Source organism: Actinomadura sp. SCN-SB, from assembly GCF_043906805.1.
In the GTDB taxonomy this organism is placed as follows: Bacteria; Actinomycetota; Actinomycetes; order Streptosporangiales; family Streptosporangiaceae; genus Spirillospora.
Genome location: NZ_JBIMPP010000020.1, coordinates 40,687 through 64,200, shown reverse-complemented (window position 1 = coordinate 64,200; position 23,514 = coordinate 40,687). Strand labels below are relative to the sequence as shown.

At 72.3% G+C, this 23,514-nt stretch carries 22 protein-coding genes; 15 read left to right on the top strand and 7 right to left on the bottom strand.

Annotated elements, in window-relative coordinates; genetic code table 11:
* Positions 1 to 37: 37 nt before the first annotated feature.
* Positions 38 to 274 carry a DUF397 domain-containing protein gene (locus ACGWYJ_RS15745; RefSeq protein ID WP_395106713.1) on the bottom strand — a complete coding sequence of 79 codons (237 nt, stop codon included), beginning with the start codon at positions 272 to 274 and terminating at the stop codon, positions 38 to 40.
* A 168-nt stretch (positions 275 to 442) separates the two neighbouring features.
* Complete coding sequence (locus ACGWYJ_RS15740; RefSeq protein WP_395106712.1) at positions 443 to 1,039, bottom strand: TetR family transcriptional regulator; 597 nt, start codon at positions 1,037 to 1,039, stop codon at positions 443 to 445.
* Between the two features lie 252 nt (positions 1,040 to 1,291).
* Between ACGWYJ_RS15740 and ACGWYJ_RS15735 the strand changes: the two genes are divergently transcribed.
* From ACGWYJ_RS15735 to ACGWYJ_RS15710, 6 genes are all read left to right on the top strand, one after another.
* Complete coding sequence (locus ACGWYJ_RS15735) at positions 1,292 to 2,911, top strand: AMP-binding protein (protein ID WP_395106711.1); 1,620 nt, start codon at positions 1,292 to 1,294, stop codon at positions 2,909 to 2,911.
* Positions 2,912 to 4,009 (top strand): acyl-CoA dehydrogenase family protein, encoded by a 1,098-nt coding sequence (locus tag ACGWYJ_RS15730; RefSeq protein WP_395106710.1) that lies wholly within the window; start codon positions 2,912 to 2,914, stop codon positions 4,007 to 4,009.
* 1 nt (position 4,010) lies between these two features.
* Entirely contained in the window at positions 4,011 to 5,183 is a 1,173-nt protein-coding gene (locus tag ACGWYJ_RS15725) for an acyl-CoA dehydrogenase family protein (protein WP_395106709.1), read from the top strand.
* Positions 5,180 to 6,469 carry an OB-fold domain-containing protein gene (locus ACGWYJ_RS15720; protein ID WP_395106708.1) on the top strand — a complete coding sequence of 430 codons (1,290 nt, stop codon included), beginning with the start codon at positions 5,180 to 5,182 and terminating at the stop codon, positions 6,467 to 6,469. Before ACGWYJ_RS15725 ends, ACGWYJ_RS15720 begins: the two co-directional genes overlap by 4 nt.
* Positions 6,466 to 7,632, top strand: coding sequence for a lipid-transfer protein (locus ACGWYJ_RS15715; protein WP_395106707.1), 1,167 nt, complete (start codon positions 6,466 to 6,468; stop codon positions 7,630 to 7,632). The genes ACGWYJ_RS15720 and ACGWYJ_RS15715 overlap by 4 nt, the downstream gene beginning before the upstream one ends.
* A gap of 72 nt (positions 7,633 to 7,704) precedes the next feature.
* Positions 7,705 to 8,289 (top strand): Uma2 family endonuclease, encoded by a 585-nt coding sequence (locus ACGWYJ_RS15710; RefSeq protein WP_395106706.1) that lies wholly within the window; start codon positions 7,705 to 7,707, stop codon positions 8,287 to 8,289.
* Between the two features lie 19 nt (positions 8,290 to 8,308).
* Here ACGWYJ_RS15710 and ACGWYJ_RS15705 read toward each other — a convergent pair whose 3' ends face one another.
* Together ACGWYJ_RS15705 and ACGWYJ_RS15700 are read right to left on the bottom strand one after the other, a co-directional pair.
* Positions 8,309 to 8,728 (bottom strand): VOC family protein, encoded by a 420-nt coding sequence (locus ACGWYJ_RS15705; protein ID WP_395106705.1) that lies wholly within the window; start codon positions 8,726 to 8,728, stop codon positions 8,309 to 8,311.
* On the bottom strand, positions 8,725 to 9,378 hold the full coding sequence (locus ACGWYJ_RS15700) for a TetR family transcriptional regulator (protein ID WP_395106704.1): 654 nt from the start codon (positions 9,376 to 9,378) through the stop codon (positions 8,725 to 8,727). The genes ACGWYJ_RS15705 and ACGWYJ_RS15700 overlap by 4 nt, the downstream gene beginning before the upstream one ends.
* A gap of 148 nt (positions 9,379 to 9,526) precedes the next feature.
* Here ACGWYJ_RS15700 and ACGWYJ_RS15695 point away from each other — a divergent pair, with 148 nt between their 5' ends.
* Together ACGWYJ_RS15695 and ACGWYJ_RS15690 are read left to right on the top strand one after the other, a co-directional pair.
* Entirely contained in the window at positions 9,527 to 11,128 is a 1,602-nt protein-coding gene (locus ACGWYJ_RS15695) for an MFS transporter (RefSeq protein ID WP_395106703.1), read from the top strand.
* A 222-nt stretch (positions 11,129 to 11,350) separates the two neighbouring features.
* Positions 11,351 to 11,644, top strand: coding sequence for a hypothetical protein (locus tag ACGWYJ_RS15690; protein ID WP_285696134.1), 294 nt, complete (start codon positions 11,351 to 11,353; stop codon positions 11,642 to 11,644).
* Between the two features lie 43 nt (positions 11,645 to 11,687).
* Here the strand turns inward: ACGWYJ_RS15690 and ACGWYJ_RS15685 are convergent, their stop codons facing one another.
* On the bottom strand, positions 11,688 to 12,923 hold the full coding sequence (locus ACGWYJ_RS15685; protein ID WP_395106702.1) for a sigma factor-like helix-turn-helix DNA-binding protein: 1,236 nt from the start codon (positions 12,921 to 12,923) through the stop codon (positions 11,688 to 11,690).
* Between the two features lie 314 nt (positions 12,924 to 13,237).
* Between ACGWYJ_RS15685 and egtA the strand changes: the two genes are divergently transcribed.
* The 4 genes from egtA to egtD are packed head-to-tail and all read left to right on the top strand — an operon-like array spanning position 13,238 to position 17,560.
* Positions 13,238 to 14,425, top strand: coding sequence for an ergothioneine biosynthesis glutamate--cysteine ligase EgtA (egtA, locus tag ACGWYJ_RS15680; RefSeq protein ID WP_395106701.1), 1,188 nt, complete (start codon positions 13,238 to 13,240; stop codon positions 14,423 to 14,425).
* On the top strand, positions 14,422 to 15,783 hold the full coding sequence (gene egtB, locus ACGWYJ_RS15675) for an ergothioneine biosynthesis protein EgtB (protein ID WP_395106700.1): 1,362 nt from the start codon (positions 14,422 to 14,424) through the stop codon (positions 15,781 to 15,783). The genes egtA and egtB overlap by 4 nt, the downstream gene beginning before the upstream one ends.
* Positions 15,783 to 16,583, top strand: coding sequence for an ergothioneine biosynthesis protein EgtC (gene egtC, locus ACGWYJ_RS15670; protein WP_395106699.1), 801 nt, complete (start codon positions 15,783 to 15,785; stop codon positions 16,581 to 16,583). Before egtB ends, egtC begins: the two co-directional genes overlap by 1 nt.
* 23 nt (positions 16,584 to 16,606) lie before the next feature.
* The gene (egtD, locus tag ACGWYJ_RS15665) at positions 16,607 to 17,560 is read left to right on the top strand and encodes an L-histidine N(alpha)-methyltransferase (RefSeq protein WP_395106698.1); all 954 of its coding nucleotides are present in this window, start codon (positions 16,607 to 16,609) and stop codon (positions 17,558 to 17,560) included.
* A gap of 22 nt (positions 17,561 to 17,582) precedes the next feature.
* Here egtD and ACGWYJ_RS15660 read toward each other — a convergent pair whose 3' ends face one another.
* Entirely contained in the window at positions 17,583 to 18,347 is a 765-nt protein-coding gene (locus tag ACGWYJ_RS15660) for an SGNH/GDSL hydrolase family protein (protein WP_395106697.1), read from the bottom strand.
* 182 nt (positions 18,348 to 18,529) lie between these two features.
* On the opposite strand from ACGWYJ_RS15660, the gene ACGWYJ_RS15655 reads away from it, so the two are divergent.
* The 3 genes from ACGWYJ_RS15655 to ACGWYJ_RS15645 all read left to right on the top strand — a co-directional run bounded on the left by ACGWYJ_RS15655 (position 18,530) and on the right by ACGWYJ_RS15645 (position 21,949).
* Entirely contained in the window at positions 18,530 to 19,669 is a 1,140-nt protein-coding gene (locus ACGWYJ_RS15655; protein ID WP_395106696.1) for an acyltransferase family protein, read from the top strand.
* 123 nt (positions 19,670 to 19,792) lie between these two features.
* A complete protein-coding gene (locus tag ACGWYJ_RS15650) occupies positions 19,793 to 20,767 on the top strand; it encodes a hypothetical protein (RefSeq protein WP_395106695.1) in 975 nt (324 codons plus the stop codon).
* Positions 20,768 to 20,977: 210 nt separating this feature from the next.
* Positions 20,978 to 21,949 (top strand): LacI family DNA-binding transcriptional regulator, encoded by a 972-nt coding sequence (locus ACGWYJ_RS15645; RefSeq protein ID WP_395106694.1) that lies wholly within the window; start codon positions 20,978 to 20,980, stop codon positions 21,947 to 21,949.
* Here ACGWYJ_RS15645 and ACGWYJ_RS15640 read toward each other — a convergent pair.
* Positions 21,946 to 23,406 carry an aromatic amino acid ammonia-lyase gene (locus ACGWYJ_RS15640; RefSeq protein ID WP_395106693.1) on the bottom strand — a complete coding sequence of 487 codons (1,461 nt, stop codon included), beginning with the start codon at positions 23,404 to 23,406 and terminating at the stop codon, positions 21,946 to 21,948. The two genes, ACGWYJ_RS15645 and ACGWYJ_RS15640, sit on opposite strands and share 4 nt — an antisense overlap.
* Positions 23,407 to 23,514 lie beyond the last annotated feature (108 nt).

Here is a 23,514-nt window from a genome sequence, read left to right as displayed (position 1 = left end):
CCGGCCCGTCCGCACCCTCTGTCAGGAGCCGCCGGTGTCAGGAGTCCCCGGCCGGCTCGTCCTCCAGCAGGTCGTCGAACTCGCCGTCCTTGACCCCGGCGACGAAGGCGTCCCACTCGGCCTCGGTGAAGTACAGGATCGGCCCGTCGGGGTTCTTGGCGTCGCGCATCACGACCGCCCGCTCACCGAAGTCCTTGTGCTGCACGGGCACGTCCTTGCCATCGATGAACTCGATGATCACACCGTCGCTGAGCACGGGCTGCTGTTCGCTCACTGCGCACCCTTGTTCTCTCGTCCGTGGATGGTCCGGCGCCAGGCTAGCGGGGCGGGCGAACGCCGGACGCCGCTGCGGTGAAGAAGGGGTACCGTCCACGCGCGAAAGGGACACGATGCGAACGAGACCCCCATGGCCACGGTAACCCGGCCCCCGACCAGAAGCCGGTCAGAATTCGGTGAGGAGGCGGTCGGCGATGATCTCCAGCCGGGCCTGGGTCTCCTCCATGGTGGTGTGGCCGCGCAGCATCTCGATCATCTCCATGGTCCAGACGCTGGACAGCGCGCGGGCCGTCACCCGCCGCGGGTCGCCCTCGGGCACGGTCGCGTCCGTCCCGGCGGCGGCCCGCAGCAGCATGCCGGTCATCCGGTCGCCGAAGCCGGTCTTGACGTCCGACAGCAGCAACGAGCGGATCAGCGCCTCGGCCAGCTCGGGCTCGCGCATCAGCCCCCGGCTGGCCCGCATCAGCACCTCCACGGCCCGCCGCGGCGGGCCCTCGGCGCGTGGCGGACGCCGCTCGATGCTGCCCTCCAGCAGGTCGAGCTCCTCGCTGACCACGGCCACGACCAGGTCCATCTTGGACGGGAAGTAGCGGTACAGCGTGCCCAGCGCGACCCCCGCGCGTTCGGCCACCGTGCGCATCTGCATCGCCTCGACCCCGCCCCGGGAGGCCAGCGCCGCGGCGGCCTGCACGATGCGCTTGCGGCGCTGGTGCTGGCTGCGCGAGCGCACTCCCTGCTCGGTCGCCGTGGGGTCTGCGGTCACTGTCGACGTCCCTTCCGTGCGGGCGCGCGCCGCGCGCGCCGGCGATCCAGCCTAGCGCGCGGAAGAGAACGTGTTATCTGATCGGCCGGTTACGGTGCCGGGCGAGACCGACCTCACGAGGTCGGTCAACCCTGACATGCCCGACGAACCGGTGCGCGCCCGCCGCCGGTCGCGGCTCTGGACAGAGACTAGAATCTGTTCTAGTTTTGCGCCGTCCGGTGGTACCCGTGCGGCACTGCGGAGGTGGACGCGATGACGGTGGCGGCGATGCTCCGCGCCCGCGCGGACGACGGCCGTCCCGGACTCCGCGACGCCTCCGGCGGCAGGTCGTGGACGTGGCGCGAGACGGTCGCCGAATGCGGGGACCGGGCGCGGCGGCTCGGGGCCCTGCGCGCGCCGGGCCGTCCCCCGCATGTGGGGGTCCTCCTCGACAACGTCCCTGAAATGGTGTTCCTGTTGGGCGGCGCCGCGCTGTCCGGCGCGGTGCTGGTGGCGCTCAACCCCACGCGCGGCCCCGCCGGCGTGGCCGAGGACGCCGCCCTCGCGGATTGCGACCTGATCGTCACACAGCGGCGGTACGCGGAGCACGCCGCCGCGTGCGCGCCCCTCCCCGTCCTGGACATCGGATCCGAGACCTACCGCAAGGAACTGCCGCCCGCCGCCGTCCTGGACGCGCCGGAGCCCGACGGCGCCACCACCCTCATGCTGATCTTCACCTCGGGCACGTCCGGACGCCCCCGGGCCGTACGCGTCACGCACCGCAAGGTCACCGTCCCGGGCGAGCACCTGTCCGCCCTCCTGACCCCGGACGACGCCGTCTACTGCCCGATGCCGCTGTTCCACTCCGGCGCCATCATGGCCGCGTTCGCGCCCGCGCTGGCCGCAGGCGCCGAACTGGTGCTGCGTGAGCGCTTCTCGGCGTCCGGGCTGCTCCAGGACGTGCGCGCACACGGCTGCACCTACCTGCACTACGTGGGCAAGGCCCTGTCGTACGTCCTGGCCACGCCGGAGGCGGCCGACGACCGGGACAACCCGCTCAGGATCGCGTTCGGGAACGAGGCGGCGCCGTCCGAGCAGGAGGCGTTCGGCCGGAGGTTCGGCTGCCACGTCATCGACGGCTACGGCTCCTCGGAGACGGCGATCTCGCTGAGCCCCGACCCGTCGGGCCCGCCCGGCGCGCTCGGCCGGCTCGGCGGCGGGATCAAGGTGCTGGACCCCGCGACCGGCCGCGAGTGCCCGCCCGCCCGCCTCGACGCGGCCGGACGGCTGCTCAACGGGGACGAGGCCATCGGGGAACTGGTCAACACCGAGGGCATGGGCCTGTTCGACGGCTACTACAAGGACGACGCCCCCGACCGGGTCCGCGACGGCATGTTCTGGAGCGGCGACCTGGCCTACGCCGACGAGAACGGCTACGTGTTCTTCGCCGGCCGCACCTCCGACCGGCTCAGGGTGGACGGCGAGAACTTCGGCGCCGCGCAGGTCGAGAGGGCCTTGGCGGACCTGCCCGGCGTCCGGCGGCTCGCCGTCTACGGCGTGCCGGACGCGGCCTCCGGCGACCAGGTCATGCTGGCCCTGGTCACCGACTCCTTCGACCCCGGCGACTTCGCCGCCCGCCTGCGGGGACGCTCCGGGCTGAGCCCCAAGTGGACGCCCCGTTACGTGCGGGTCGCGGCCGAGCTGCCCGCCACCGCCTCCAACAAGATCCTCAAACGCGCCCTGGCCGCGGACGGCTGGCGCACGAGCGATCCCGTGTGGTGGCGTCCGGGCCGCGCCCTGGCCTACCGCCGGATGACCGACGACGACCGCGACCTGATCCGCGCCGAGTTCGAACGCCGGGGCCGGCTGCACCTCCTGGAAGGAAGTGGATGAGTGGACTTCAACCTCGACGAGACCCAGCAGGAGCTGCGCGGGCTCGCCGCCGACGTGCTGGGACGTGAGGCGTCCAGGGAACGGCTGGAGGCGTACGAGAAGACGGGCGCCCCGTACGACGCGGCGACCTGGAAGGCGCTGGCCCAGGCCGGGCTGCTCGGCGCGGTCCTGCCGGAGGAGGCGGGCGGCGCGGGCCTGGGCGCGGTGGAGCTGACCGTGGTGCTGCGCGAGATCGGCGCGCATGTCGCGCCCGTCCCCGCGTACGCGTCGCTCGCGCTGGCCGCCGTCCCCATCGCGGCGCACGGCACCAAGGAGCAGCGGGCGCTGCTGGCGCCGCTGAACGAGGGAGAGGCCGTGCTGACCGGCGCCTACCGCGAGGCCGGCCCGGTGGCCACGATCGCCAGGCGCGACGGTGACGGTTTCCTGCTGGACGGGGTCAGGGCGTTCGTCCCGTACGCGGAGGAGGCGTCGTGGATCCTCGTCCCGGCCCGCGTCGAGGGCGCGGACATTGGGATCTTCCTGGTCGAGCCGTCCCAGGTGACCCTGGCGCCGCAGCCCTCGTCCACCACCGAGCCGCTGTCGCGCATCGAGCTGTCCGGCGTGCGGGCCGGACCGGACGCGCTGCTCGGCGGGGCCGCGGACGGCGCCGCCTGGCGCACCTTCCGCCGCTCGGCGGTCGCGGGAGCGGTCGCGCTGGCGTCCGGGGTGATCGAGGGCGCGCTGAACCTCACCACCGAGCACGTCAAGACCCGCGAGCAGTTCGGGCGGGCGCTGGCCCAGTTCCAGGCCGTGACCATGCAGGTCGGCGACGTCTACATCGCCAAGCGCGCCCTGGACGTGGCCGTCTGGGCGGGCGCCTGGCGGCTGGCCACGCAGGCCCCCGACACCGACGAGGTGCTGGCGGTCGCCGCGTACAACGCGTGCGAACCGGTGGTGGAGGCCCTCTACACCTGCCAGCACCTGCACGGAGGGATCGGGCTGGACGTCACCTACCCGCTGCACCGCTACTTCGCCTGGGGCAAGCAGGTCGGGTACCTCCTCGGCGGCGCCGAGGAGCAGCTCGACACCCTGGGCACGCTCATCGCGCAGGAGGCGTGAGGTGTTCATCGATTTGACCGACGAGCAGAAGAGGCTGCGCGCCGAGCTGCGCGAGTACTTCCGCGGCTGCCTCGACGACGAGCAGCGCGCCGCGATCGCGAACGACCCGTTCGGCACCGCGTACATGGAGCACTGCAAACGGCTGGGCGCCGACGGGATGCTCGGCGTCGCCCTGCCCAAGGAGTACGGCGGGCGCGGCTACGGCCCGGTCGAGCAGCAGATCTTCGCCAACGAGATCGCGCGCGCCGAGGTGCCGTACCCGATCATCACGCTGAACTCGGTGGCGCCGACGATCCTGCAGTACGGCTCGGACGCGCACAAGGAGTTCTTCCTGCCGCGGATCCTGGCGGGGGAGTGCCACTTCGCGATCGGCTACAGCGAGCCCGGCGCCGGGACCGACCTGGCCTCGCTGCGCACCACCGCCGTCCGGGACGGCGACCACTACGTCGTCAACGGCCAGAAGATCTTCACCTCGGGGGCCCACTACGCGGACTACATCTGGCTGGCCGCCCGTACCGATCCCGGCGCCAAGAAGCACAAGGGCATCTCGATGCTCATCGTCGACTGCCGCGACCCGGGCTTCTCCTGGACGCCGATCCGCACCATGGACGGCCGCCACCACACCAACGCCACCTACTTCCAGGACGTGCGGGTGCCCGCCGACATGCTGATCGGCGAGGAGAACAAGGGCTGGGACCTGATCGTCAACCAGCTCAACCACGAACGGGTCACGCTGGGTCCCGCCGGGAACATCGGCCACACCTACGACCGGTTCGAGCGCTGGGCCCGTACCGCCCGGGGCCGCGACGGCGAGCCGCTGATCAACGAGCCCGCGGTCCGCCGCGCCCTCGCCCGGGTCCGCGCCCACCTGCGCGTCAACGAGCTGCTCAACTGGCAGGTCGCCGCCAACCAGGACCTGGGCTGGCTGGGCGCGCCGGACGCCTCCGCCACCAAGATCTACGGCTCGGAGCGGATGCAGGAGGTCGGCCGGATCGTCGGCGACGTGCTGGCCCGCCACGGCGATCCCGGCGACCCCGCCACCGCCGACCTCATGGAGCGCAACGACCGCGGCGCCAAGGGCGCGGTGGTCCTCACCTTCGGCGGCGGCGTCAACGAGATCCAGCGCGAGCTGATCGCCATGATCGGTCTGGGCCTGCCGAGGGCGCCGCGGTGACGGGGGACGTCCACGAGCGGCTGACCGCCCTGGCCGCCGAGCTGGCCGCGGCCGGGGAACGCCCCGCGCCGCCCTGCCCCGACCCGGTCAACGAGCCGATGATCCGCAACTGGACGCAGGCGCTCGGCGACGCCTCCCCCGCCTGGCACTCCGGCGGCCTGGCGCCACCGGCGATGATCCAGGTGTGGTCCATGCACGGCCTGAACGCGCCCAAGTCCAGCTCCATCGGTGACGGGATCCTGCGTCTGCTGGACGAGTCCGGCTACTCGGGGGTCGTCGCCACCAACTGCGAGCAGACCTACGACCGCTACCTGCGGCACGGCGAGCGCCTGCGCTCAACCATGCGCTTCGACGGCATCACCGGCCCGAAGAAGACCGCGATGGGCGAGGGCTACTTCGTCACCTGGTTCCAGACCTGGTACGACGAGCGGGACGAACGGGTCGCCGAGATGCTGTTCCGCGTCCTGAAGTTCCGTCCGGGCCCACGCAAGGGCGGCGCGCCCAAGGGTGGCAAGTACCCCCTCCAGCCCGTCATCAGCCCCGACTCGGCCTTCTTCTGGGACGGCGTCGCGTCCGGCGAGCTGCGCATCCAGCGCTGCGGCGACTGCGGGCGGCTGCGGCACCCGCCCGGCCCGATGTGCCCGTCCTGCCACTCGCCCAACCGGGAGTACACCGTCGCCTCCGGGCGCGGCGAGGTGCACAGCTACGTCGTCCACCACCATCCGCCCGTCCCCGGCCGCACGCCCCCGTATGTCGTGGCCGTGGTCGAGCTCGACGAGGGCGTCCGCGTCGTGGGCGACATCAACCGCTGCCCGCCCGAGAACGTGAAGATCGGCATGCCGGTCGAGCTGACCTTCGAGCGGATGGACGACACCCTCACCCTGCCCCAATGGGTCCCGGCGGGAACACCTCCCGAACCCGCCCCCGACCCGGGGACCCCCGTCCTGGAGATCGAGCTGACCCCCACCTTCGTCATCTCCACGGCCCTGGCGACCCGTGACTTCACGCCCGTCCACCACGACACCGCGAAGGCCCGTGCCCAGGGGACCAAGGACATCTTCATCAACATCCTCACCACCATGGGCCTGGTCCAGCGGGCGGCACTGGCGACCGTCCCGGACGCCACGCTGGAACGCGTCGACGTCCGCCTGGGCGCCCCCGCCTACGCGGGCGACACCCTCCGCCTCTACACCGAACGCACGGACCCGACGACCCTCCGCGTGCGCGGCACGGTGTCCATCGGCGACCACGTGACCGCCACCGTCAAGCTCAGGGAGCAGGAGTGACCCTCTCCGGCAAGGCGGCGATCGCCGGAATCGGCGCCACCGAGTTCTCCAAGGACTCGGGCCGCTCGGAACTACGGCTGGCCGCCGAGGCGTGCCTGTCCGCCCTCCACGACGCCGGTCTCGGCCCCGCCGACGTGGACGGCCTGGTCACCTTCACCGGTGACGCCAACGCCGAGATCGCCGTCCAGCGGGAGCTGGGGATCCCCGCGCTCCGCTTCTTCTCCCGGGTCGACTACGGCGGCGGCGCCGCCTGCGGCACCGTCGCCCACGCCGCGATGGCCGTGGCCACCGGGCAGGCCGACGTGGTCGTCTGCTACCGGGCGTTCAACGAGCGCAGCGGCCACCGCTTCGGCCAGGCCACGGCCTCCGGGCGCGCCGACTCGACGGGCCTGGAGTTCTCCTGGCACCTGCCGTTCGGCTTCGCGACGCCCGCCGCCTGGGTCGCCATGCAGGCCCGCCGCTACATGCACGAGTACGGCGCCACCAGCGAGGACTTCGGCCGCGTCGCCGTGGCCATGCGCCGCCACGCCGCCACCAACCCCCAGGCGTGGTTCCACGGCCGCCCGATCACCCTGGAGGAGCACCAGGCGTCCCGCTGGATCGTGGACCCCCTCCACCTCCTCGACTGCTGCCAGGAATCGGACGGTGGCGTGGCGCTGGTCGTCACCTCCGCCGACCGCGCCCGCGACCTGCCCAACCCGCCCGCCGTGATCGCCGCCGCCGCCCAGGGCACCGGCCCGGACCAGATGATGATGTTCGGCTACTACACCGGCGACCTGGCCACGCTCCCCGCGATGGGCACCGTCGGAACCGCCCTCTGGGCCCGCTCGGGGCTCACTCCCGCCGACGTCCAGACCGCCATCCTCTACGACCACTTCACCCCGTTCGTCCTGATCCAGCTCGAAGAACTGGGCTTCTGCGGGCGCGGCGAGGCCCCCGACTTCATCAAGGACGGCGGCATAGAACTCGGCGGCCGCCTCCCCGTCAACCCCAACGGCGGCCAGCTCGGCGAGGCGTACATCCACGGCATGAACGGCATAGCCGAGGCCGTCCGCCAGCTCCGCGGCACCGCCGCCAACCAGGTCCCGTCCGTGGAGAACGTCCTCGTCACGGCAGGCACCGGCGTCCCCACCAGCGGCCTCATCCTCACCACCGCCAACTAACCGGACAGGAAGGGCTTCACAGGTACCCTTGCTAAGTACCTGCACAGTTCTCGACCGGAGGCGCCACGAGCCATGCCTGCGCTGACTCTCCCATTGCCGTCCGGCGACACCTGGACTCGGGCAGACTATGAGGCGCTCCCTGAAGACCTCCCTGTGCGCGTCAGCCTCATCCACGGAGAACTCGTCGTGTCCCCACGCCCCCGCCCGATCCACCAGCGCATCGCGCGGCGCCTGGCGACCCGGATCGAGGACGCGACCCCGGCCGGCTGGCAGGTCGATACCGACGTGGACGTTCTCCTCGACGATGACGAGAGAGAACCGGTCGAGATCGCGCCCGACATCGTCGTGTACTCCGCCCAGCACGATCCCTATGAACGTCCCATCCCTGCCGACCTGGTCGCCCTCGCCGCCGAGGTGGTGTCACCGTCCACCAAGCGCAAGGACCGGCGGGTGCACCCACGGCTGTACGCGGAGGCGGGCATCCGGCATTACTGGCGGGTGGAGACCGACCAGACGGCACCGGCGTTCGCGGTCTATACCTACGAGCTCGACGATGCCACCGGGCACTACATCGCGACCGGTGTGCACCATGACCGGATCGTCGTCACATCGCCCTTCGGCATGGACTTCGGGCTCAAGGGCGTCCACGAGCGTTGATTTCGGCCTAGGGCCGGGGTCAGGTGGCGAAGATTTGGGAGTCGTCGGCGAAGGCCTTGAATTCCAGTGCGTTGCCCGCGGGGTCGTGGAGGAACATGGTCCACTGTTCGCCCGGGAGGCCCTCGAACCGTACGTAGGGTTCGATGACGAAGGGGACGCCGGCGGCGCGGAGGCGGTCGGCGAGGGCGTGGAACTCGGGGATCGTCAGGATCAGGCCGAAGTGCGGCACGGGGACGTCGTGGCCGTCGACCGGGTTGTGGACGCCGCCGGGACGGGATGGCGCCAGGTGGGTGACGAACTGGTGGCCGTGCAGGTTCCAGTCGACCCAGGTGTCGGCGCTGCGGCCCTGTTCCAGGCCGAGCACCGTGCCGTAGAAGTGGCGGGCGGCGTCCAGGTCGTCGACGGGCACGGCGAGGTGGAAGCGGGGGAGCGCGGTCATGACCCGGCCTCCGCGCCGCCGTGCGGGATGTTCATGCCCTCCTCCAGGATGGCGAACGCGGCGTCGATGGCCTCGGACAGCGTGGTGTAGGGCATCCGGCCGTTGCTGAGGGCGTCGGCGGCGGCGCGGAAGGTCGCGAGGACCGTCGCGGCCACCACGTGGGGACGCAGGTCGGTCTCCGGGTCGGTGCCCATCCGCTCGGCCACGGCCTGGGTGAGGATCCACTGCTTCTTCTGCGCGTGCTCCAGGCTGCCGGCGAGCAGCGCGGTGCTCTGGGAGGTCAGCGTCATCATGCACTCGAAGCGGCCGGGGTCGAAGCCGAGCTCGCCGCGCTCGCACGCGCGGGCGATGCCGACGACGCTGCGCCGCACCGCCGTCAGCAGCGGCTCGTCGGCAGGCCGGTCGACGAACACCTTCAGGAGGGCCTCGTACTGCTCCTCCTGGAAGGTGAGGGCGACGTCCTCCTTGGACGCGAAGTAGCGGAAGAAGGTCCGTGACGAGACGTCCACCGCGTCGGCGATCTCCTCGACGGTGGTGGCGTCGAAGCCCTTTTCGGAGAACAGCCTGAAGGCGGCGTCGATCAGGGCCTCCCTGGTGCGCTGCTTCTTGCGTTCGCGCCGTCCCGCGGGGTGGGTCTCGGTCGCGCTCATGGGCGAAGTGTAACGCCCGGCGGACGGCGGGCCGGCGATTCCGTCGTGAGATGAATCATGTCTCCCGATGACTCTCGTCGTTTGACGACAACTGTCATGCTATGACATTTTGAGGTCTTCCGTGAACCCGTCCAGTGGAGGACGTTCAATGTCGCAAATCTCGACCGCCGCACGGCCTGGCAAGGCCGGGGCGGAGCCGGGAGGCCGTCCGGTCCGATCCGGCCACGGCCACCCCTGGCTGACCCTGGTCGCCGTGGCGCTGGGCGTGATGATGGTCGGGCTGGACGCCACCGTCGTGGCGATCGCCAACCCCTCCATCGCCCGCGATCTCGGCGCCGACCTGTCCGGGCTCCAGTGGGTGACCAACGCCTACCTGCTGACCATCGCGGTCACGCTGATCCCCGCGGGCAAGATCGCCGACCGGTTCGGCCGGCGCCGCACCTTCCTGGCCGGGGTGGTCGGCTTCGCCATCGCCTCGGTGGCCATCGGGCTGTCCGGCGGGCTCGGCCTGGTGATCTTCTGGCGGGTCGTGCAGGGTTTCGCGGGGGCGCTCCTGCAGCCGGCGAGCCTGGCGATCCTGCGCAACACCTTCCCCCCGGAACGGCTCAACACCGCCATCGGCGTCTGGGGCGCCACCGTCGGCGTCTCCATCGCGGGCGGCCCGATCGTGGCCGGTCTCCTGGTGGAGAACGTCAGCTGGGAGTCGGTGTTCTACCTCAACGCCCCGCTCGGCCTGGTGGCCCTGCTCGTCGGCCTGTGGGTGATCCGCGAGTCCAGGGACGAGGGCGCGACCGGGTCGTTCGACCTGCCCGGTGTCGCGCTGCTGAGCGGCGCCCTGTTCGCGCTGGTCTGGGGCCTGATCCGGGCCGGCGAGGACGGCTTCGGCCAGGCCGTGCCGCTGGTGTCGTTCGGCGTGGCCGCCGTGCTGATGACGCTGTTCGTCCTGAACGAGCGGCGCGCCGCCCATCCGCTGCTGCCGCTGGGCCTGTTCCGGTCGGTGTCACTGTCGGCCGCCACCGGGTTGATCATGCTCGGCTTCTTCGCGATGTTCGGGACGATCTTCTTCATCACCCTCTACCTGCAGCAGGTCCACGGGATGAGCCCGGTGGACGCGGGCGTCCGCCTGCTGCCGATGACCGCCGTGTTCATCGTCGCCTCGCCGCTCGCGGGCGCCCTCACCGGACGACTCGGCCCGCGCGTCCCGCTGGCCCTGGGCATGGCGTTCACGGCCACCGCCATGTTCGGCCTGTCCCGGATCGGGGTGGACGCGCCCTACGTCCAGTTGTGGCCGTGGTTCGTGCTGGTCGGGATCGCGTTCGGGTTCGTCATGGTCGCCGGGACCGAGGCGATCGTCGGCAACGCCCCGCCGCGACTGGCCGGTGTCGCGGGCGGGCTGCAGCAGACCGCCGCGCAGGTCGGCGGGGTGCTGGGCACGTCCGTCCTCGGCACGATCCTGTCCACCCGCGTCGGCGACGTCCTGTACGGGCGGCTGACCGACGCCGGGGTGCCGGGACCCGCCGCCGAGCGGCTCCGCAGCGCCGAGGGGCTGATCTCGCAGGGCGTCGCGCCCGTACCGCCGGGGACGCCCGCGCCCGCCGCCGAGGCCATCACCACCGGAAGCCACCTGGCCTTCATGGACGGCTTCCAGTCGTCGCTGATGGTCGCGGGCGTCGTGGCGGTGGTCGCGATCCTGGCCGCGCTGCTCGTCCGGCGGGGCAGTTCCCCGGTGGAGGGCACGGCCGCGATCTGATCCCGTGTCCGGCCTTCCGGCGGGGCCGCCCAGTGGCGGATGTGCCTGCGAGTGATATGTGGGGCGTCCTAGACTGCCGCGCGAGCGGGGCACGCACCGCGTAGGAAGGCGATGGATGGGCAAGCACAGCAAGCCGCCCACACGGACATGCCCGGGATGCAACGGGTCTGGCGTCCACCGAGGCCAGACATGCGGCGTCTGCCGCGGCGAAGGAATGATCTGATGACGACCTACCCTCCGGACGACTGCACGTTCGAGGTCACCTACACCCTCGGACGGCGGGGCAAGGGGCTGGAGACGTTCCCCGACGTCTACGCCCTCGGCCGGTGGTTCAAGGAGATGGAACGGCGCGGAGCGCTGGACCCCGAGGACTTCCGCACCCCGGACGAGGACGGCCGCAACGGCTACCGCATCGTCTGCGTCACCGCGAGCGAACGGGTCGCCATCAGCTACTTCCATCCGCGGCTGGTCATGGGCCGCATCGAGGGCGCCCACGCCGCCACGGCGAGCGACTAGCGCTCCCGGCCGCCGCCGAACCGGGGGCCGGGAGCGCCGGGACTCAGGAGCCGCCCGTCAGCGGGTCGGTGACCGCCCCGACGATTCCGGAGATCAGGTCGTCCAGACCTGTGCGGGGCCGGCGGTCGTCCCTGTCCCTGCCGCCGCCCCTGCCGTTGTCTCCGTCTCTGTCTCCGTCCGAGTCCCTGTCGTCAGCCTGATCGCTGGGCGAGGCGTCCCCGGGGGTCGACGAAGGCGCCGGCGACGTGACGCCGCTGGACGGGGCGCTGCTCTCGCCTCCGGCGGGGGAGGACCGCGGTGTCCGGGACGACGGGACGGTGGGGGACTGCTCCGGGGTCGTCGGGCTCGGCTCGGAAGTGCCGGGCGTGCGCGCCTCGGTGCCCGTGCCGCCCGTGGCGCCGCGCTCCGGGGAGGTCGTGTCGGGCGTCGTGTCCGGCGTCGTGTCGGGCGTGCCGGACGGCGTGCCCGGCACCGGCGCCGGGCGCCTGTCGTTCTGCGTCGGCGCGAGCGCGTTCACGCCGTCGCCCTCGGCGGACGGCCAGGTCATCATCAGCCCGGCGGCGACGGACGCGGCCACGCCCGCCACCGCGCCCGCGCCCCTGACGGCGGCCCAGCGGCGCCGGCGCGCCTCGTCGCGTCCCTCGCGCCCGTCACCGAAGGGCGCGTCCGGTGTGTTCGGGTCGATGACGACCAGCGGGCTCTGGGTGACCTTCGTCGCATCGCCGACGACCATCTCGCGCAGGCCGCGCGGGGCCAGGCCGGGCGCGCGGCGGGCCAGCAGGTGCGGCAGGCGTCCCTTCTCGAACGCCTCGATGACGTCGAGGTAGGGGGAGGTGGTGCCGGCGCCGCCGCGCATGAGCGCTTCCAGCACGCCGCGTTCCAGCCCGGTGCGCGCCGCGTGCAGCAGCTCGCGCACGCGGCCGGGCGAGATGCGGAAGACGCGGGCGATGTCGCGCACGTCCAGCCACTCGCCCGCGGCCAGCAGCAGCGCCTCGCGGTGCTCGGCGGGCAGGGCGGCGGCGGCGCGCATCAGCGGGTCGTCGCCCGCACGGGTGAAGAGCGGACGCCTCTGCCTCTGGAACGCGCCCCTCTTGGCGCAGACCGAGCGCGACACCCCGTGCAGCCACAGCACCGTCTCGCCCTGGGGACGGTGGCGGGCCGCCTCGGCGAAGGCGTCCCTGACGGCGTCGGCCGCGCCCTCGTCACCGAGAAGGGACCAGCAGTGGGCGTACAGGCGATGGGCATGCGCGTCGTAGAGGGCTTCCAGGTCCCCGCGCATGTGACCTCCTCCGGGGTGGCCTTGGAGCCGGTCGGGAGCTCTGCGGTCGGACGGCCCGGCAGTTGGACGGACCGTCCAGTCACTGTTGAGAACGGGACTGTAGTGCACACGCTCGACTACTGAGAAGTCAGTGGGCGCTGTGCGTCGCCATGCTCACGAAGGGTAAGGGTGCGATCGGGTTCGGTCATGTTCGTAGGGGTTTCAGAAGATTTACGGCGATTGTCTGATTGCTGATCCGGTTCACCAGGGAAGGTCTCGAACCCGTTGTTCGAGTCTCGTCATCGGGCCTGAGGTCACGAGACAGGAGGACGGTCATGACCCGACTGACGGTGGACGATGTCTACCGGTACATCCGCGGCGTCTGCTTCAAGAACGGCCCTCCGGGCCGGGTCGGCGCCGAGACCGAGTGGCTCGTGCTCGACGCGGCCGATCCCGCCGCGCTCGTCGCGCCGTCCCGGACCCGCGCCCTCATGGACGCGGCCGGGCCCCTTCCCAACGGCGCGAAGGTCACCTACGAGCCGGGCGGCCAGCTGGAACTCAGCTCCGCCCCCTACCCCGGCCTCGTCCCGCTGCACGAGGCCCTTTCGGCCGACCTCGACCACGCCCGCCGCGCACTGGCCGAAGGCGGGCTCGTCCTCGCCGGGCACGGCGTGGACCCGGTACGGCCCCCCGTCTTCCAGGCAGAGCATCCCCGGTACGCGTGCATGCGCGGCTACTTCGACTCCAGCGGGTTCGCCGACGCGGGCATCGCGATGATGTGCTCGACGGCGTCCGTCCAGGTGTGCCTGGACATCGGGGAAGACCCTGCCGGCGCGGCCCGCCGCTGGCGGCTGGCGCACGCGCTCGGCCCCGTGCTCGTCGCCGCGTTCGCCAACTCGCCGCTGCGCGCGGGCCGCCGCACCGGGCTGCGCTCGACCCGGCAGGCCGTCTGGGCGGCGCTCGACCCGCGCCGGACGCTGCCCGTCCACGATCCGGGGAACGGCGGTGGCGACCCGGCCGAGGCGTGGACGCGCTACGCCATGGACGCCCGCGTGATGATGCTGCGCGCCGAGTCCGGCGAGGACTGGGTGGCCGACCCCGGGATGACGTTCGGGGAATGGGTGGGCAAGGGCGAGCCGGGACTGGCCGACCTCGAATACCACCTGTCCACCCTGTTCCCGCCGGTGCGCCCGCGCGGCTGGCTGGAACTGCGCATGATCGACGCGCTGCCGGATCCGTACTGGCCCGTCCCGGTCGTGGTCGCCACCGCCCTGCTGGACGACCCGCGCGCCGCCGCCGCGGCCGAGGAGGCGGCCGAGCCGGTGGCGGGCCGCTGGGCCGAGGCGGCGCGCTGCGGCCTCACCGACCCGCCCCTGGCCGCGGCCGCCCGCGCCTGCTTCACCGCCGCGCTGGAGGCGCTGCCCAGGCTGGGCGCCGACGCGCTCGTCCCGCTGGTGGGCGAGTACGCGCGCCGCTACGTGGAACGGGGCCGCTGCCCCGCCGACGAGGAGATGCACCGATGACCGCGATGAGCGCGATGAGCGCGCCGGGCTCGCTGGACGAGCAGTCGCTGAAGGAACTGATAGCCGAGGAGCTGGGCGCGGTGCGCGACCGCAGCCTGGGCCTCACCACCCGTGTCCTGGACGAGGGCGAGCTGACCGCTCAGGTCTCCCCGCTCATGTCCCCTCTGGTCTGGGACCTGGCGCACGTGGGGAACTATGAGGAGCTGTGGCTGCTGCGCGCCGCCGCGGGCATCGAGCCCATGCGTCCGGAGATCGACAACCTGTACGACGCGTTCGAGCACCCCCGCGCCGAACGGCCCACCCTTCCCCTGCTCCCGCCCAAGGAGGCACGCGACTACATCTCCACTGTGCGGTCGAAGGTGCTGGACTCGCTCGGCTCCGTCCGGTTCGACCAGGGGAACGCCCTCACCTCGGGCGGGTTCGTGTACGGGATGGTCGTCCAGCACGAGCACCAGCACGACGAGACGATGCTGGCCACGCATCAGCTACGCAGAGGCGCCCCTGCCCTGCTCGACCCACCTGTTGCGACGCTCGGCACGAACGCGCCTCGGCACGCGGGTGAGGTGCTGATCGAAGCGGGGCGGTTCGAGATGGGCACCTCCGACGACCCCTGGGCCTATGACAACGAACGCCCCGCCCACTTCGTCGACCTGCCCGCCTACTACATCGACGTCGAACCCGTCACCAACGGCGAGTACCTCGCGTTCATGGAGGCCGGGGGCTACGACGAGCCGCGCTACTGGACGCCCAAAGGCTGGCAGTGGAGGAACGAGGGCGGCAAGCGCTCGCCCGCCTTCTGGACGCGCGACGGCGGGACGTGGGTGCGGCGCCGCTTCGGCCGTACCGAGCCCGTCCCGCTGGACGAGCCCGTGCAGCACGTGTGCTGGTACGAGGCCGACGCCTACGCCCGCTGGGCGGGCAAGCGGCTGCCCACCGAGGCCGAATGGGAGAAGGCCGCGCGCTGGGACCCGTACGCGGGCCGTTCGCGTCGCTACCCCTGGGGCGATGTGTACGAGGAAGGCCGCGCCAACCTGGGGCAGCGCATGCTCAAGCCGGCCGAGGCAGGGGCCTACGAATCCGGCGCGTCCGCATATGGAGTGCGCCGCCTGATCGGGGACGTCTGGGAGTGGACGTCATCCGACTTCCACGGCTACCCGGGATTCCGTTCCTTCCCGTACAAGGAGTACTCGGAGGTGTTCTTCGGCCCCGAGTACAAGGTGCTGCGCGGCGGCTCGTGGGCGACGCACCCGCTGGCCGTACGCGGGACCTTCCGCAACTGGGACTACCCGATCCGGCGCCAGATCTTCGCCGGTTTCCGCTGCGCGCGCACGGCGGCCCCTGAGGAAGGTGGCGCCTGATGTGCCGCCATCTCGGCTACCTCGGGCCGTCCCGCACGCTCGGCTCGCTCATCTTCGAGGGCGAGTACTCGCTGGAGCACCAGTCGTACGCCCCGCGCATGACCCAGGGCAACCTGCTCAACGCCGACGGCTTCGGCGCAGGCTGGTACCACCGCGACCGCGCGGTGCGGTTCCGGCGAGCCCGGCCGATCTGGGCGGACCCGTCCTTCCGCGAGATCGCCGACGTGATGGAGACCACCTGCGCGGTCGCCGCGATCCGCTCCGCCACCGTCGGCTTCCCCGTGGACGAGTCGTGCGCACAGCCGTTCCGCACCGGCGCGGGGCCCGATGGCGCCCAGGGCGACGACACCGGACCGGGCCGCCTCTTCAGCCACAACGGCAAGGTCGAGGGGTTCGCCGGAATCGAGGGCAAGCTGCGCGAACTGGCCGGCGACCTCGCCCACGTCCCCGACGCCAGGGCGCCGGTCGACTCGGCGCTGCTGTTCGCGCTGGCCGCGCGGCTGTGGCGGGAGGGCGGGACGCTCGGCGGCGCCCTGGCCGAGGTCGTCCGCACCGTCGCCGCCCTGGCGCCGGGCCGGTACAACCTGCTCGCCGCCGACGGTGCCGCGCTGGCCGCCACTACCTGGGGCGACTGCCTGTTCGTCCGGCAGCGCCCGCACACCGGCCGTGGGGAGCGCCGGTTCGGGGAGGTGTGGATCTCCTCGGAGCCGCTCGACGAGGACCCCGACTGGCGGCCCGTCCCGGACCGTTCGCTGGTGACCGCCGACCTGATGTCCGGTGTGCGGATCACCCCGCTGTGACCGACCGACGCCGAGGAGACTTCGTGGACCGGTTCCTGACGTCCGACGACCTGGCCAAGGCGCTGCGCGCGGACGTGCGCGACGGCCTGACCTCCACCCCGAAGGCGCTGCCGCCCAAGTGGTTCTACGATGAGCGCGGCAGCGGGCTCTTCGAGGAGATCACGCGGCTGGACGAGTACTACCCGACCCGAAGGGAACGCGAGATCCTCACCGCCCGCGCCCCCGAGATCGCCGCGGCCACCGGCGCCCGCACCCTGCTGGAACTCGGCGCCGGATCGGGCGAGAAGACCAGGCTGCTGCTCGACGCGCTGAGCGGCACGCTGCGCACGTACGTCCCGGTGGACGTCAGCGGCGACTTCCTGGAGGAGGCCGCCGCCGGGATCGCCGCCGACCACCCCGGTCTCACCGTGCGGGCCGTCGTCGCCGACTACGAGCAGCACCTGCACCTCCTGCCGGACGGCGAGCGGCGCCTGGTGGCCTTCCTCGGCGGGACGATCGGCAACATGCCGCCCGCCAAGCGCGTCGGCTTCCTGGCCGCGCTGCGCGCCACCATGTCCGGGCAGGACGCGCTGCTGCTGGGCGCCGACCTGGTGAAGGACGAGAAGCGGCTGGTCGCCGCCTACGACGACGCGGCCGGGGTCACCGCCGAGTTCAACCGGAACGTCCTGGCCGTGATCAATCGCGAGCTGGACGCCGACTTCGTGCCCGCCGCCTTCGAGCACGTGGCGCTCTGGAACGCGGAGGAGGAATGGATCGAGATGCGGCTGCGGTCCACCCGCGACCAGACCGTCCACGTCCGCGGGCTCGACCTGGAGGTGCGCTTCGCGGAAGGGGAGGAGATGCGCACCGAGATCTCCGCCAAGTTCCGCAGGGAACGGCTGGAGTCCGAGCTGGCCGCCGCCGGTCTGGAGCTGTCCCGGTTCTGGACGGACGGAGCGGGCGACTTCTCGCTCTCCCTGGCCCGGCCCGTGGCGTGACGTCACGGGCGCCGGGCGCCGGTCAGTTCTTCACCGTGGGACGTGCCAGGCCCAGCCGCTCCAGGTCGGCGGCGAGCCGGGCGGCGATGTAGCGGTGGCCCTGGTCGGTGGGGTGGATCCCGTCGGGGCGGATGTAGCGGACGGCGTTGCCGGCGTTCCGGCGGCGGTCGCCGGTGATCCAGCGCTCCGCGATCGGGTCGATGAACGGCACCCCGTGCCGCTGCGCCACCTGCCGCAGCGCGTCCCGGATGGCGAGCGCGGCGCGCGGCGGCGAACCGCTGCCCCACAGCGGGCCGACGAAGGCGATACGGGTGGTGGGCCACCGCTTGCGCGCCCGGTCGAGCACGTCGTCCGCCGCCGCGGCGACCTGCCGGGGCGGGTACGGCCAGTCGTTGTGGCCGCCCGACACGATCAGCAGGTCGGGCGCGGGCCGCCAGCCGAGCTGGCCCTCGAACAGCATCCCGAACGACTGCCGGATCCGCGTCCCGGCGACGAACCCGGTGCCGCCCCGCCCGCCCAGCACCGGCTGCCAGCCCAGCAGCCGGGCCGTGGCGGCGGCGTAGGTGTCCTCCGGCCGCCGGCCCCGCTCGCCCACCGTGTAGCTGTCCCCGAGGAACATCACGACGGGGGCGGAGGACGCGACGACCGGCTGGGTGGCCGCCACCGCCGGGCTGGGCCGCTGCCGGGCCGCGGAACCGTCGCCGAACGCCCCGCAGCCCGTGGCGAGGGCGGAGGACAGGCACAGCGCGAGAATCGCCGCGCCGCGGCGGGCGCGGCGAGAGGTCATGGGGGGTCCACCGTCTTTCCGGGGAAATGGTGACCCGAAGATTTTAGAAGAAATCCGTGGCCGCGCGCGCACCGTCCGCGAACTCGCGCCCCTCCTCTCCCGCGCTTCCCGACACCTCGCGTTCACCGTTCGCTCGCGCCCTCGACCACCTGGGGCAACCCGGTGGCGCCAGGGTTCCGCGAGTGACACGCCGCGACCGCCTCCGTGAGATCGACCTGCTGCGCTTCCTGGCCGCGATGGGGGTCGTGGTCTACCACCTCGCCGGGTTCAAGGGCCGCGGGCCGTGGCCGGAGCCGTCGCTGGAGATGTTCCCCGCCCTGGGCGAGGTCACCCGGTACGGCTACCTGGGCGTCGACCTGTTCTTCATGATCAGCGGGTTCGTGATCCTCATGAGCGTGTGGGGCCGCGGTCCGGGCGAGTTCGGGATCTCCCGGGTGACCCGGCTGATGCCCGCCTACTGGGCCGCGGTGCTGCTCGGCTTGGCGATCTGGGCGGTGTTCCGGCTCGGCAAGGGCGACCCTGACCTCGTCCTGCCCAACCTGAGCATGCTCCAGGGCGGCCTGGGGCTCGACAACGTCGACGCGGTGTTCTGGACGCTGTGGATCGAGCTGCACTTCTACGTGCTGATCGGCGTCCTGGCCGCGATCGGCGTCACCTACCGTAACTGCCTCGTCTTCATGGCCTGCTGGACGCTCGGGTCGGTGTTCGCCGACGAGGCCGGGTCCCGGTTCCTCCAGACCATGCTGATGCCCACCTGGAGCTGCTACTTCGTCGCGGGCATGGCGCTCTACCTGATGTACAGGTTCGGCCCGAACCTGCTGCTGTGGGGGTTCGTCGGCGTCTCCTGGATCCTCGCCGTCCACTGGGGCGTGTGGCGCACCGGCCGCGCGTTCACCACCGCCAACGGCAAGGTCGTCGCGGTCGCCGTCACCCTCCTCTTCGTGGTGATGATCCTGGTGGCCACCGGACGGCTGCGGTGGCTGAACTGGCGCGGGCTGACCGTGCTGGGAGCGCTGACCTACCCGCTGTACCTGACTCACTCTCAGGTCGCACTGCCCTTGCTGAAGCACGCCTACCCGGCGCTGGACAAGTGGGCGGCGCTGGCGCTGGCCATCGCGGTCTCGCTGGCGGTGGCGTACGCGATGTACCGGCTGATCGAGCGTCCGGGGCAGTCCTGGATGCGCGCCAAGCTGCGCGCGTCTCTGGCCGCAGTACGGGAGGTGGACGCGGGCGGCGCCGTACGGGACAGGGCCGCGAAGACCGTTTCCGTCCCATCGCCCCGTTCCGCGGAGCCCTCCGAGGGTGAGCTCGTACGCCCTTAGCGTGGCGCGACGACTACCCCTCGTGTGGAAAATGGCCTACCTTGTCGGGCCATGGTGAACGCATCGGGAGCGGCGCGCTGAGCGCGCTGTGGGCAAGGGGCAGGCAGGGAGGGAGCCGGGTCGATGGGGCTCTTCGGCCGGCGCAGGGCGGACCCCGCGGCGGGGGCGGCACCGACGATCGACCCGTGCGTCCATGATCCGGCGGCGGCCGACCTGTACGAGGCGCTGCGGCTGCGGGACCGCTGGTGGGCCGGTGACTTCCTCCAGGCGGTGACCGATCCCGACGAGCGCGCCTTCTACCTGTCGGTCTGCGCGAGCGTCCCGAGGCTCCAGGATTGGATCGGCACCTGGACCAGGGCCGAGCCACGGTCCACCTTGCCGCTGCTGGTACGCGGAGCGCATGCGCTGAGCTGGGCCTGGGAGGCACGGTCCGAGGCGTACGCGGCCCAGGGAGAGGAGCATCGTTTCCCCGGTTTCAGTGAACGGCTGGAACTGGCTGAGGCGTGCCTGGGTGAGGTGGCGGCGCGTGACCCGGGAGAGACGGCCGCGTGGACGTTCCTTCTGGCGTGCGCGCGTGGCGGACGGGTGAAGCCGGACGAGGCCCGCCGCCGGTTCGAGCGTGTCGTGGAACTGCACCCGGGGCATCTGCGCGCGCACACCGAGATGCAGACCTACCTGTGCGAGCGGTGGTACGGCAGCCACGAGGAGATGTTCGCCTTCGCGCGTGCCTCGGTGTCCAAGGCCGCGCCGGGCAGCCCGCTGGGACGCCTGGTCGCGGACGCCCATGTGGAGGTGTGGCGGTCCCTTCCACCCGCACAGGCGCAGGCGTACATCACCCAGGAGGAGGTGCGCGCCGACCTGCGCGCCGCCGCGGACCATTCCATCCGGCACCCCGCATACCGTCCCCAGGTCGGCTGGCCGGAAGTGCACAACGCGTTCGCGTTCGCCTTCGCCCTGGCAGGGGACCTGCCAGCGGCCAGGGAGGAATTCCAGCTCATCGGGGACTGTGCCACGCGATTCCCATGGGAGTACCTGGGCCCCGACCCGGCCGCCGCTTTCGTGGAGACGCGCGACCGGGTCCTGAGCGAAGGCATGTGATCCCGGGACATTCCCAGGATCGCCAAAAAGTACGTGAAGGTGTGACATCCACGGCGGGGTGAGCGCTGTCATCACTACAGGGCGCGCCGCCTGCATCAGAGCGGGGATCGGGCGGCGCGCCCTCCCACCTGGCATCTCCTGACTGTCGTACCCGGCATTTAGGGTGAGAGGGTGCCGGAACGGCGGCGCAAGCGCGCGACCATTCGTGAAGTGGCGGCGGCGACAGGGCTGTCGCCCGCGGCCGTGTCGTACGCGCTTCGGGGCATCCACACCTCCGAGGGCACCCAGGCGCGGGTGCGCGCCGCCGCCGAGGAACTGGGCTACGAGGCCCACCCGATCGCCCGCGCGCTGGCCAGCGGCCGCACCGGCATGGTCGGCCTGCTGTGCGGCTCGCTGGAGGACTACTGGCAGCAGTCGCTGGCCGTCGGCATCAGCCGCTCCCTGCTGGCCCGCGACCGCTACGCCCTGATCGTGGACGCCTTCAACGACCCCGCCCGCGAGCTCGCCCTCGCCCGCCAGCTCCGCGACCAGCGGGTGGACGGGCTGATCGTGCAGCCCCTCGACCCGTCCGCCGAGCTGTGGGCCGAGCTGGCGGAGACCCTGCCGGTCGTCTCGATCGGCGACGCCCTGAACGGCGGACGGTCGCAGGGCGAGGTCGTGTTCGACAACCGGCGCGGCGTCACCCTCGCCCTGGAGCACCTGCGCGCCCTCGGGCACCGGCACATCACGGTGCTGACCCCGACCCTGGCCGGCACCCCGGACCGTCCCGTCGACGTCCACGTGAACGCCGAGGCGAAACGGCTCGACCTGGTGGTGGACGTCGTCGTGGCCCCCCAGTCGCTGGGGGAGGCCGCCGAGACCGCCACGCGCATCCTGGGCGCCCCCGGGCGTCCCTCGGCCGTCTTCTGCTTCTCCGACTCCATCGCCTACGGCGTGTACGCGGCCACTCGCGCCCTGGGCCTGGAGGTCCCCGGCGACGTCGCGGTGTGCGGCTACGACAACCACCCGATGTCGGCGCTGCTGACCCCGCCGCTCACCACCGTCGACTGGGACATCGACGGCATCGTCGACTCGGCCGTCCGCATGGTCGTCGACGTCATCGAGGACAGGCCCCATGAGCGCCGCGTCGTCCGCGAGCCGTCCTTGAGGGTCAGGCGGTCGAGCGTCGGCGGCGCAGGCTAGAGCAACCGGGCGAGGGCGGGCAGATGGTCGGCGGCGATGGCGATGTCGGAGTCGAGGGGACGGTCGTCCACCCGCTCGTCCAGCGACGCCGCGGCCAGATCGTAGGCGGCCTTGAGCGGCCCGCCCGCGGGGGCGCGGCCCTGCATTCGCAGTGCGCGGACGGCCGCGACCAGCTCGCATCCCAGGCCGATGCGGTACGCGCCAAGCGCCTCCGTGGTGGCGCGCGCCGACTGAGTGGAGAAACCGGCGTGCTCCTCCACTCCCCGGGACAGGACCGCGCTGCCCAGCGCGGCCGGGGTCGCCAGGCGGCGGACGTCGGCCAGCGCGGAATGCGCCACATACTCCAGGATCATGATCCCGGAGGACGCCTCCGTCGCCGCCTGGAACGGGTAGAGGCCCGTGAACGACGGCTCGGCCAGCGTGCCCAGCCGCGCCGCCGACAGCGCCATCGTCTGGAACAGCGCCGCCCGGGACGCGTCCAGCGCCAGCCCCACGTACGCGGTGTGGAAGTTGCCGTTGTGCCAGACCGCGCGGCCCGCCACGTCCACCAGCGGGTTCTCGGCCGCCGCGTTGATCTCCCGGGCCACCACCGCCTCCGCGTACCGCGCCGACTCCAGCGCCGGGCCGTGGACCTGCGGGAACGCGCGGTAGCCGTACGGGTCCTGGATGCGCATCGGGGCGGGCTGGTCGAAGGCGAGCAGCGTCCGCATCGCGGCGGCCACCTCCCGCTGGCCCGGGTGCGGGCAGGCGTCGTGGACCGCCGGGACGTACGGCTCCTCCGATCCGCGCACGGCCAGCAGCGACAGGGCCGCCACGACCGTGGACGCGTCCAGCAGCGTCAGCAGGTCGGTCACGGCCAGCGCCGCCTCCCCGAGGGTGGCGGCGTTGGAGCTGATGAAGGCCAGCGCGTCCGCCGACCGCAGGGTGAAGCCGGGACCGCGCGGCCGCGCACCGTCGGGGGCGGGCAGCCAGTCCCGCTCGCCGAGCAGGCACAGCGCGGTGGAGGCCAGGGCGGTGAGGTCGCCGGTGCCGATCGCCCCGTACACCGGGACGGGCGGCAGCAGGTTCAGGTTGAGCACGTCGGTCAGGGCCCGCAGCACCTCGGGGTCCACCCCGGAGCCGCCCGCCGCGATCTGGTTCAGCCTGACCGTGAGCATCGCCCGGACGATCTCCGGCGCCACCAGCGGTCCCGCGCCCGCCGCGTGGCTGCGCAGCAGCCGCAGCCCGTGCGCGTCGGAGTCCTCCCACTCGACGCCGGCCTCGCGGTTGGCGCCGACCCCCGTGGTGCGGCCGTACACGGGCCGCTCGGCGGCCACCTCGCGGACGGTCTTCCAGGCGGAGCGGGCCCGTTCCACCCCTTCCGGGGACATGACGATCGTCACGTCCTCGCGGGCCGCGCGGGCCACCTGGTAACAGGTGAGGCCCGTCCCATCGATAACGATTCGGCTGTTATGCACGACCTCACGCTACTTTTCTCATTATTCAGGTAGTTAAGCTGGGCATGGTGCCTCTGTGTCGCTCCAGGCCGGTGACCTGGCGGTGCGTACGGTTTGTCGGCCACAGGG

What these genes read in the sequence shown, in the direction of transcription:
- ACGWYJ_RS15660 (WP_395106697.1), bottom strand. Translation starts at nt 18,347, where the DNA reads ATGACCTCTCGCCGCGCCCGCCGCGGCGCGGCGATTCTCGCGCTGTGC.
- egtB (WP_395106700.1), top strand. Translation starts at nt 14,422, where the DNA reads ATGACCGCGATGAGCGCGATGAGCGCGCCGGGCTCGCTGGACGAGCAG.
- ACGWYJ_RS15705 (WP_395106705.1), bottom strand. Translation starts at nt 8,728, where the DNA reads ATGACCGCGCTCCCCCGCTTCCACCTCGCCGTGCCCGTCGACGACCTG.
- egtC (WP_395106699.1), top strand. Translation starts at nt 15,783, where the DNA reads ATGTGCCGCCATCTCGGCTACCTCGGGCCGTCCCGCACGCTCGGCTCG.
- ACGWYJ_RS15735 (WP_395106711.1), top strand. Translation starts at nt 1,292, where the DNA reads ATGACGGTGGCGGCGATGCTCCGCGCCCGCGCGGACGACGGCCGTCCC.
- egtA (WP_395106701.1), top strand. Translation starts at nt 13,238, where the DNA reads ATGACCCGACTGACGGTGGACGATGTCTACCGGTACATCCGCGGCGTC.
- ACGWYJ_RS15690 (WP_285696134.1), top strand. Translation starts at nt 11,351, where the DNA reads ATGACGACCTACCCTCCGGACGACTGCACGTTCGAGGTCACCTACACC.
- ACGWYJ_RS15710 (WP_395106706.1), top strand. Translation starts at nt 7,705, where the DNA reads ATGCCTGCGCTGACTCTCCCATTGCCGTCCGGCGACACCTGGACTCGG.
- ACGWYJ_RS15685 (WP_395106702.1), bottom strand. Translation starts at nt 12,923, where the DNA reads ATGCGCGGGGACCTGGAAGCCCTCTACGACGCGCATGCCCATCGCCTG.
- ACGWYJ_RS15700 (WP_395106704.1), bottom strand. Translation starts at nt 9,378, where the DNA reads ATGAGCGCGACCGAGACCCACCCCGCGGGACGGCGCGAACGCAAGAAG.
- ACGWYJ_RS15650 (WP_395106695.1), top strand. Translation starts at nt 19,793, where the DNA reads ATGGGGCTCTTCGGCCGGCGCAGGGCGGACCCCGCGGCGGGGGCGGCA.
- ACGWYJ_RS15695 (WP_395106703.1), top strand. Translation starts at nt 9,527, where the DNA reads ATGTCGCAAATCTCGACCGCCGCACGGCCTGGCAAGGCCGGGGCGGAG.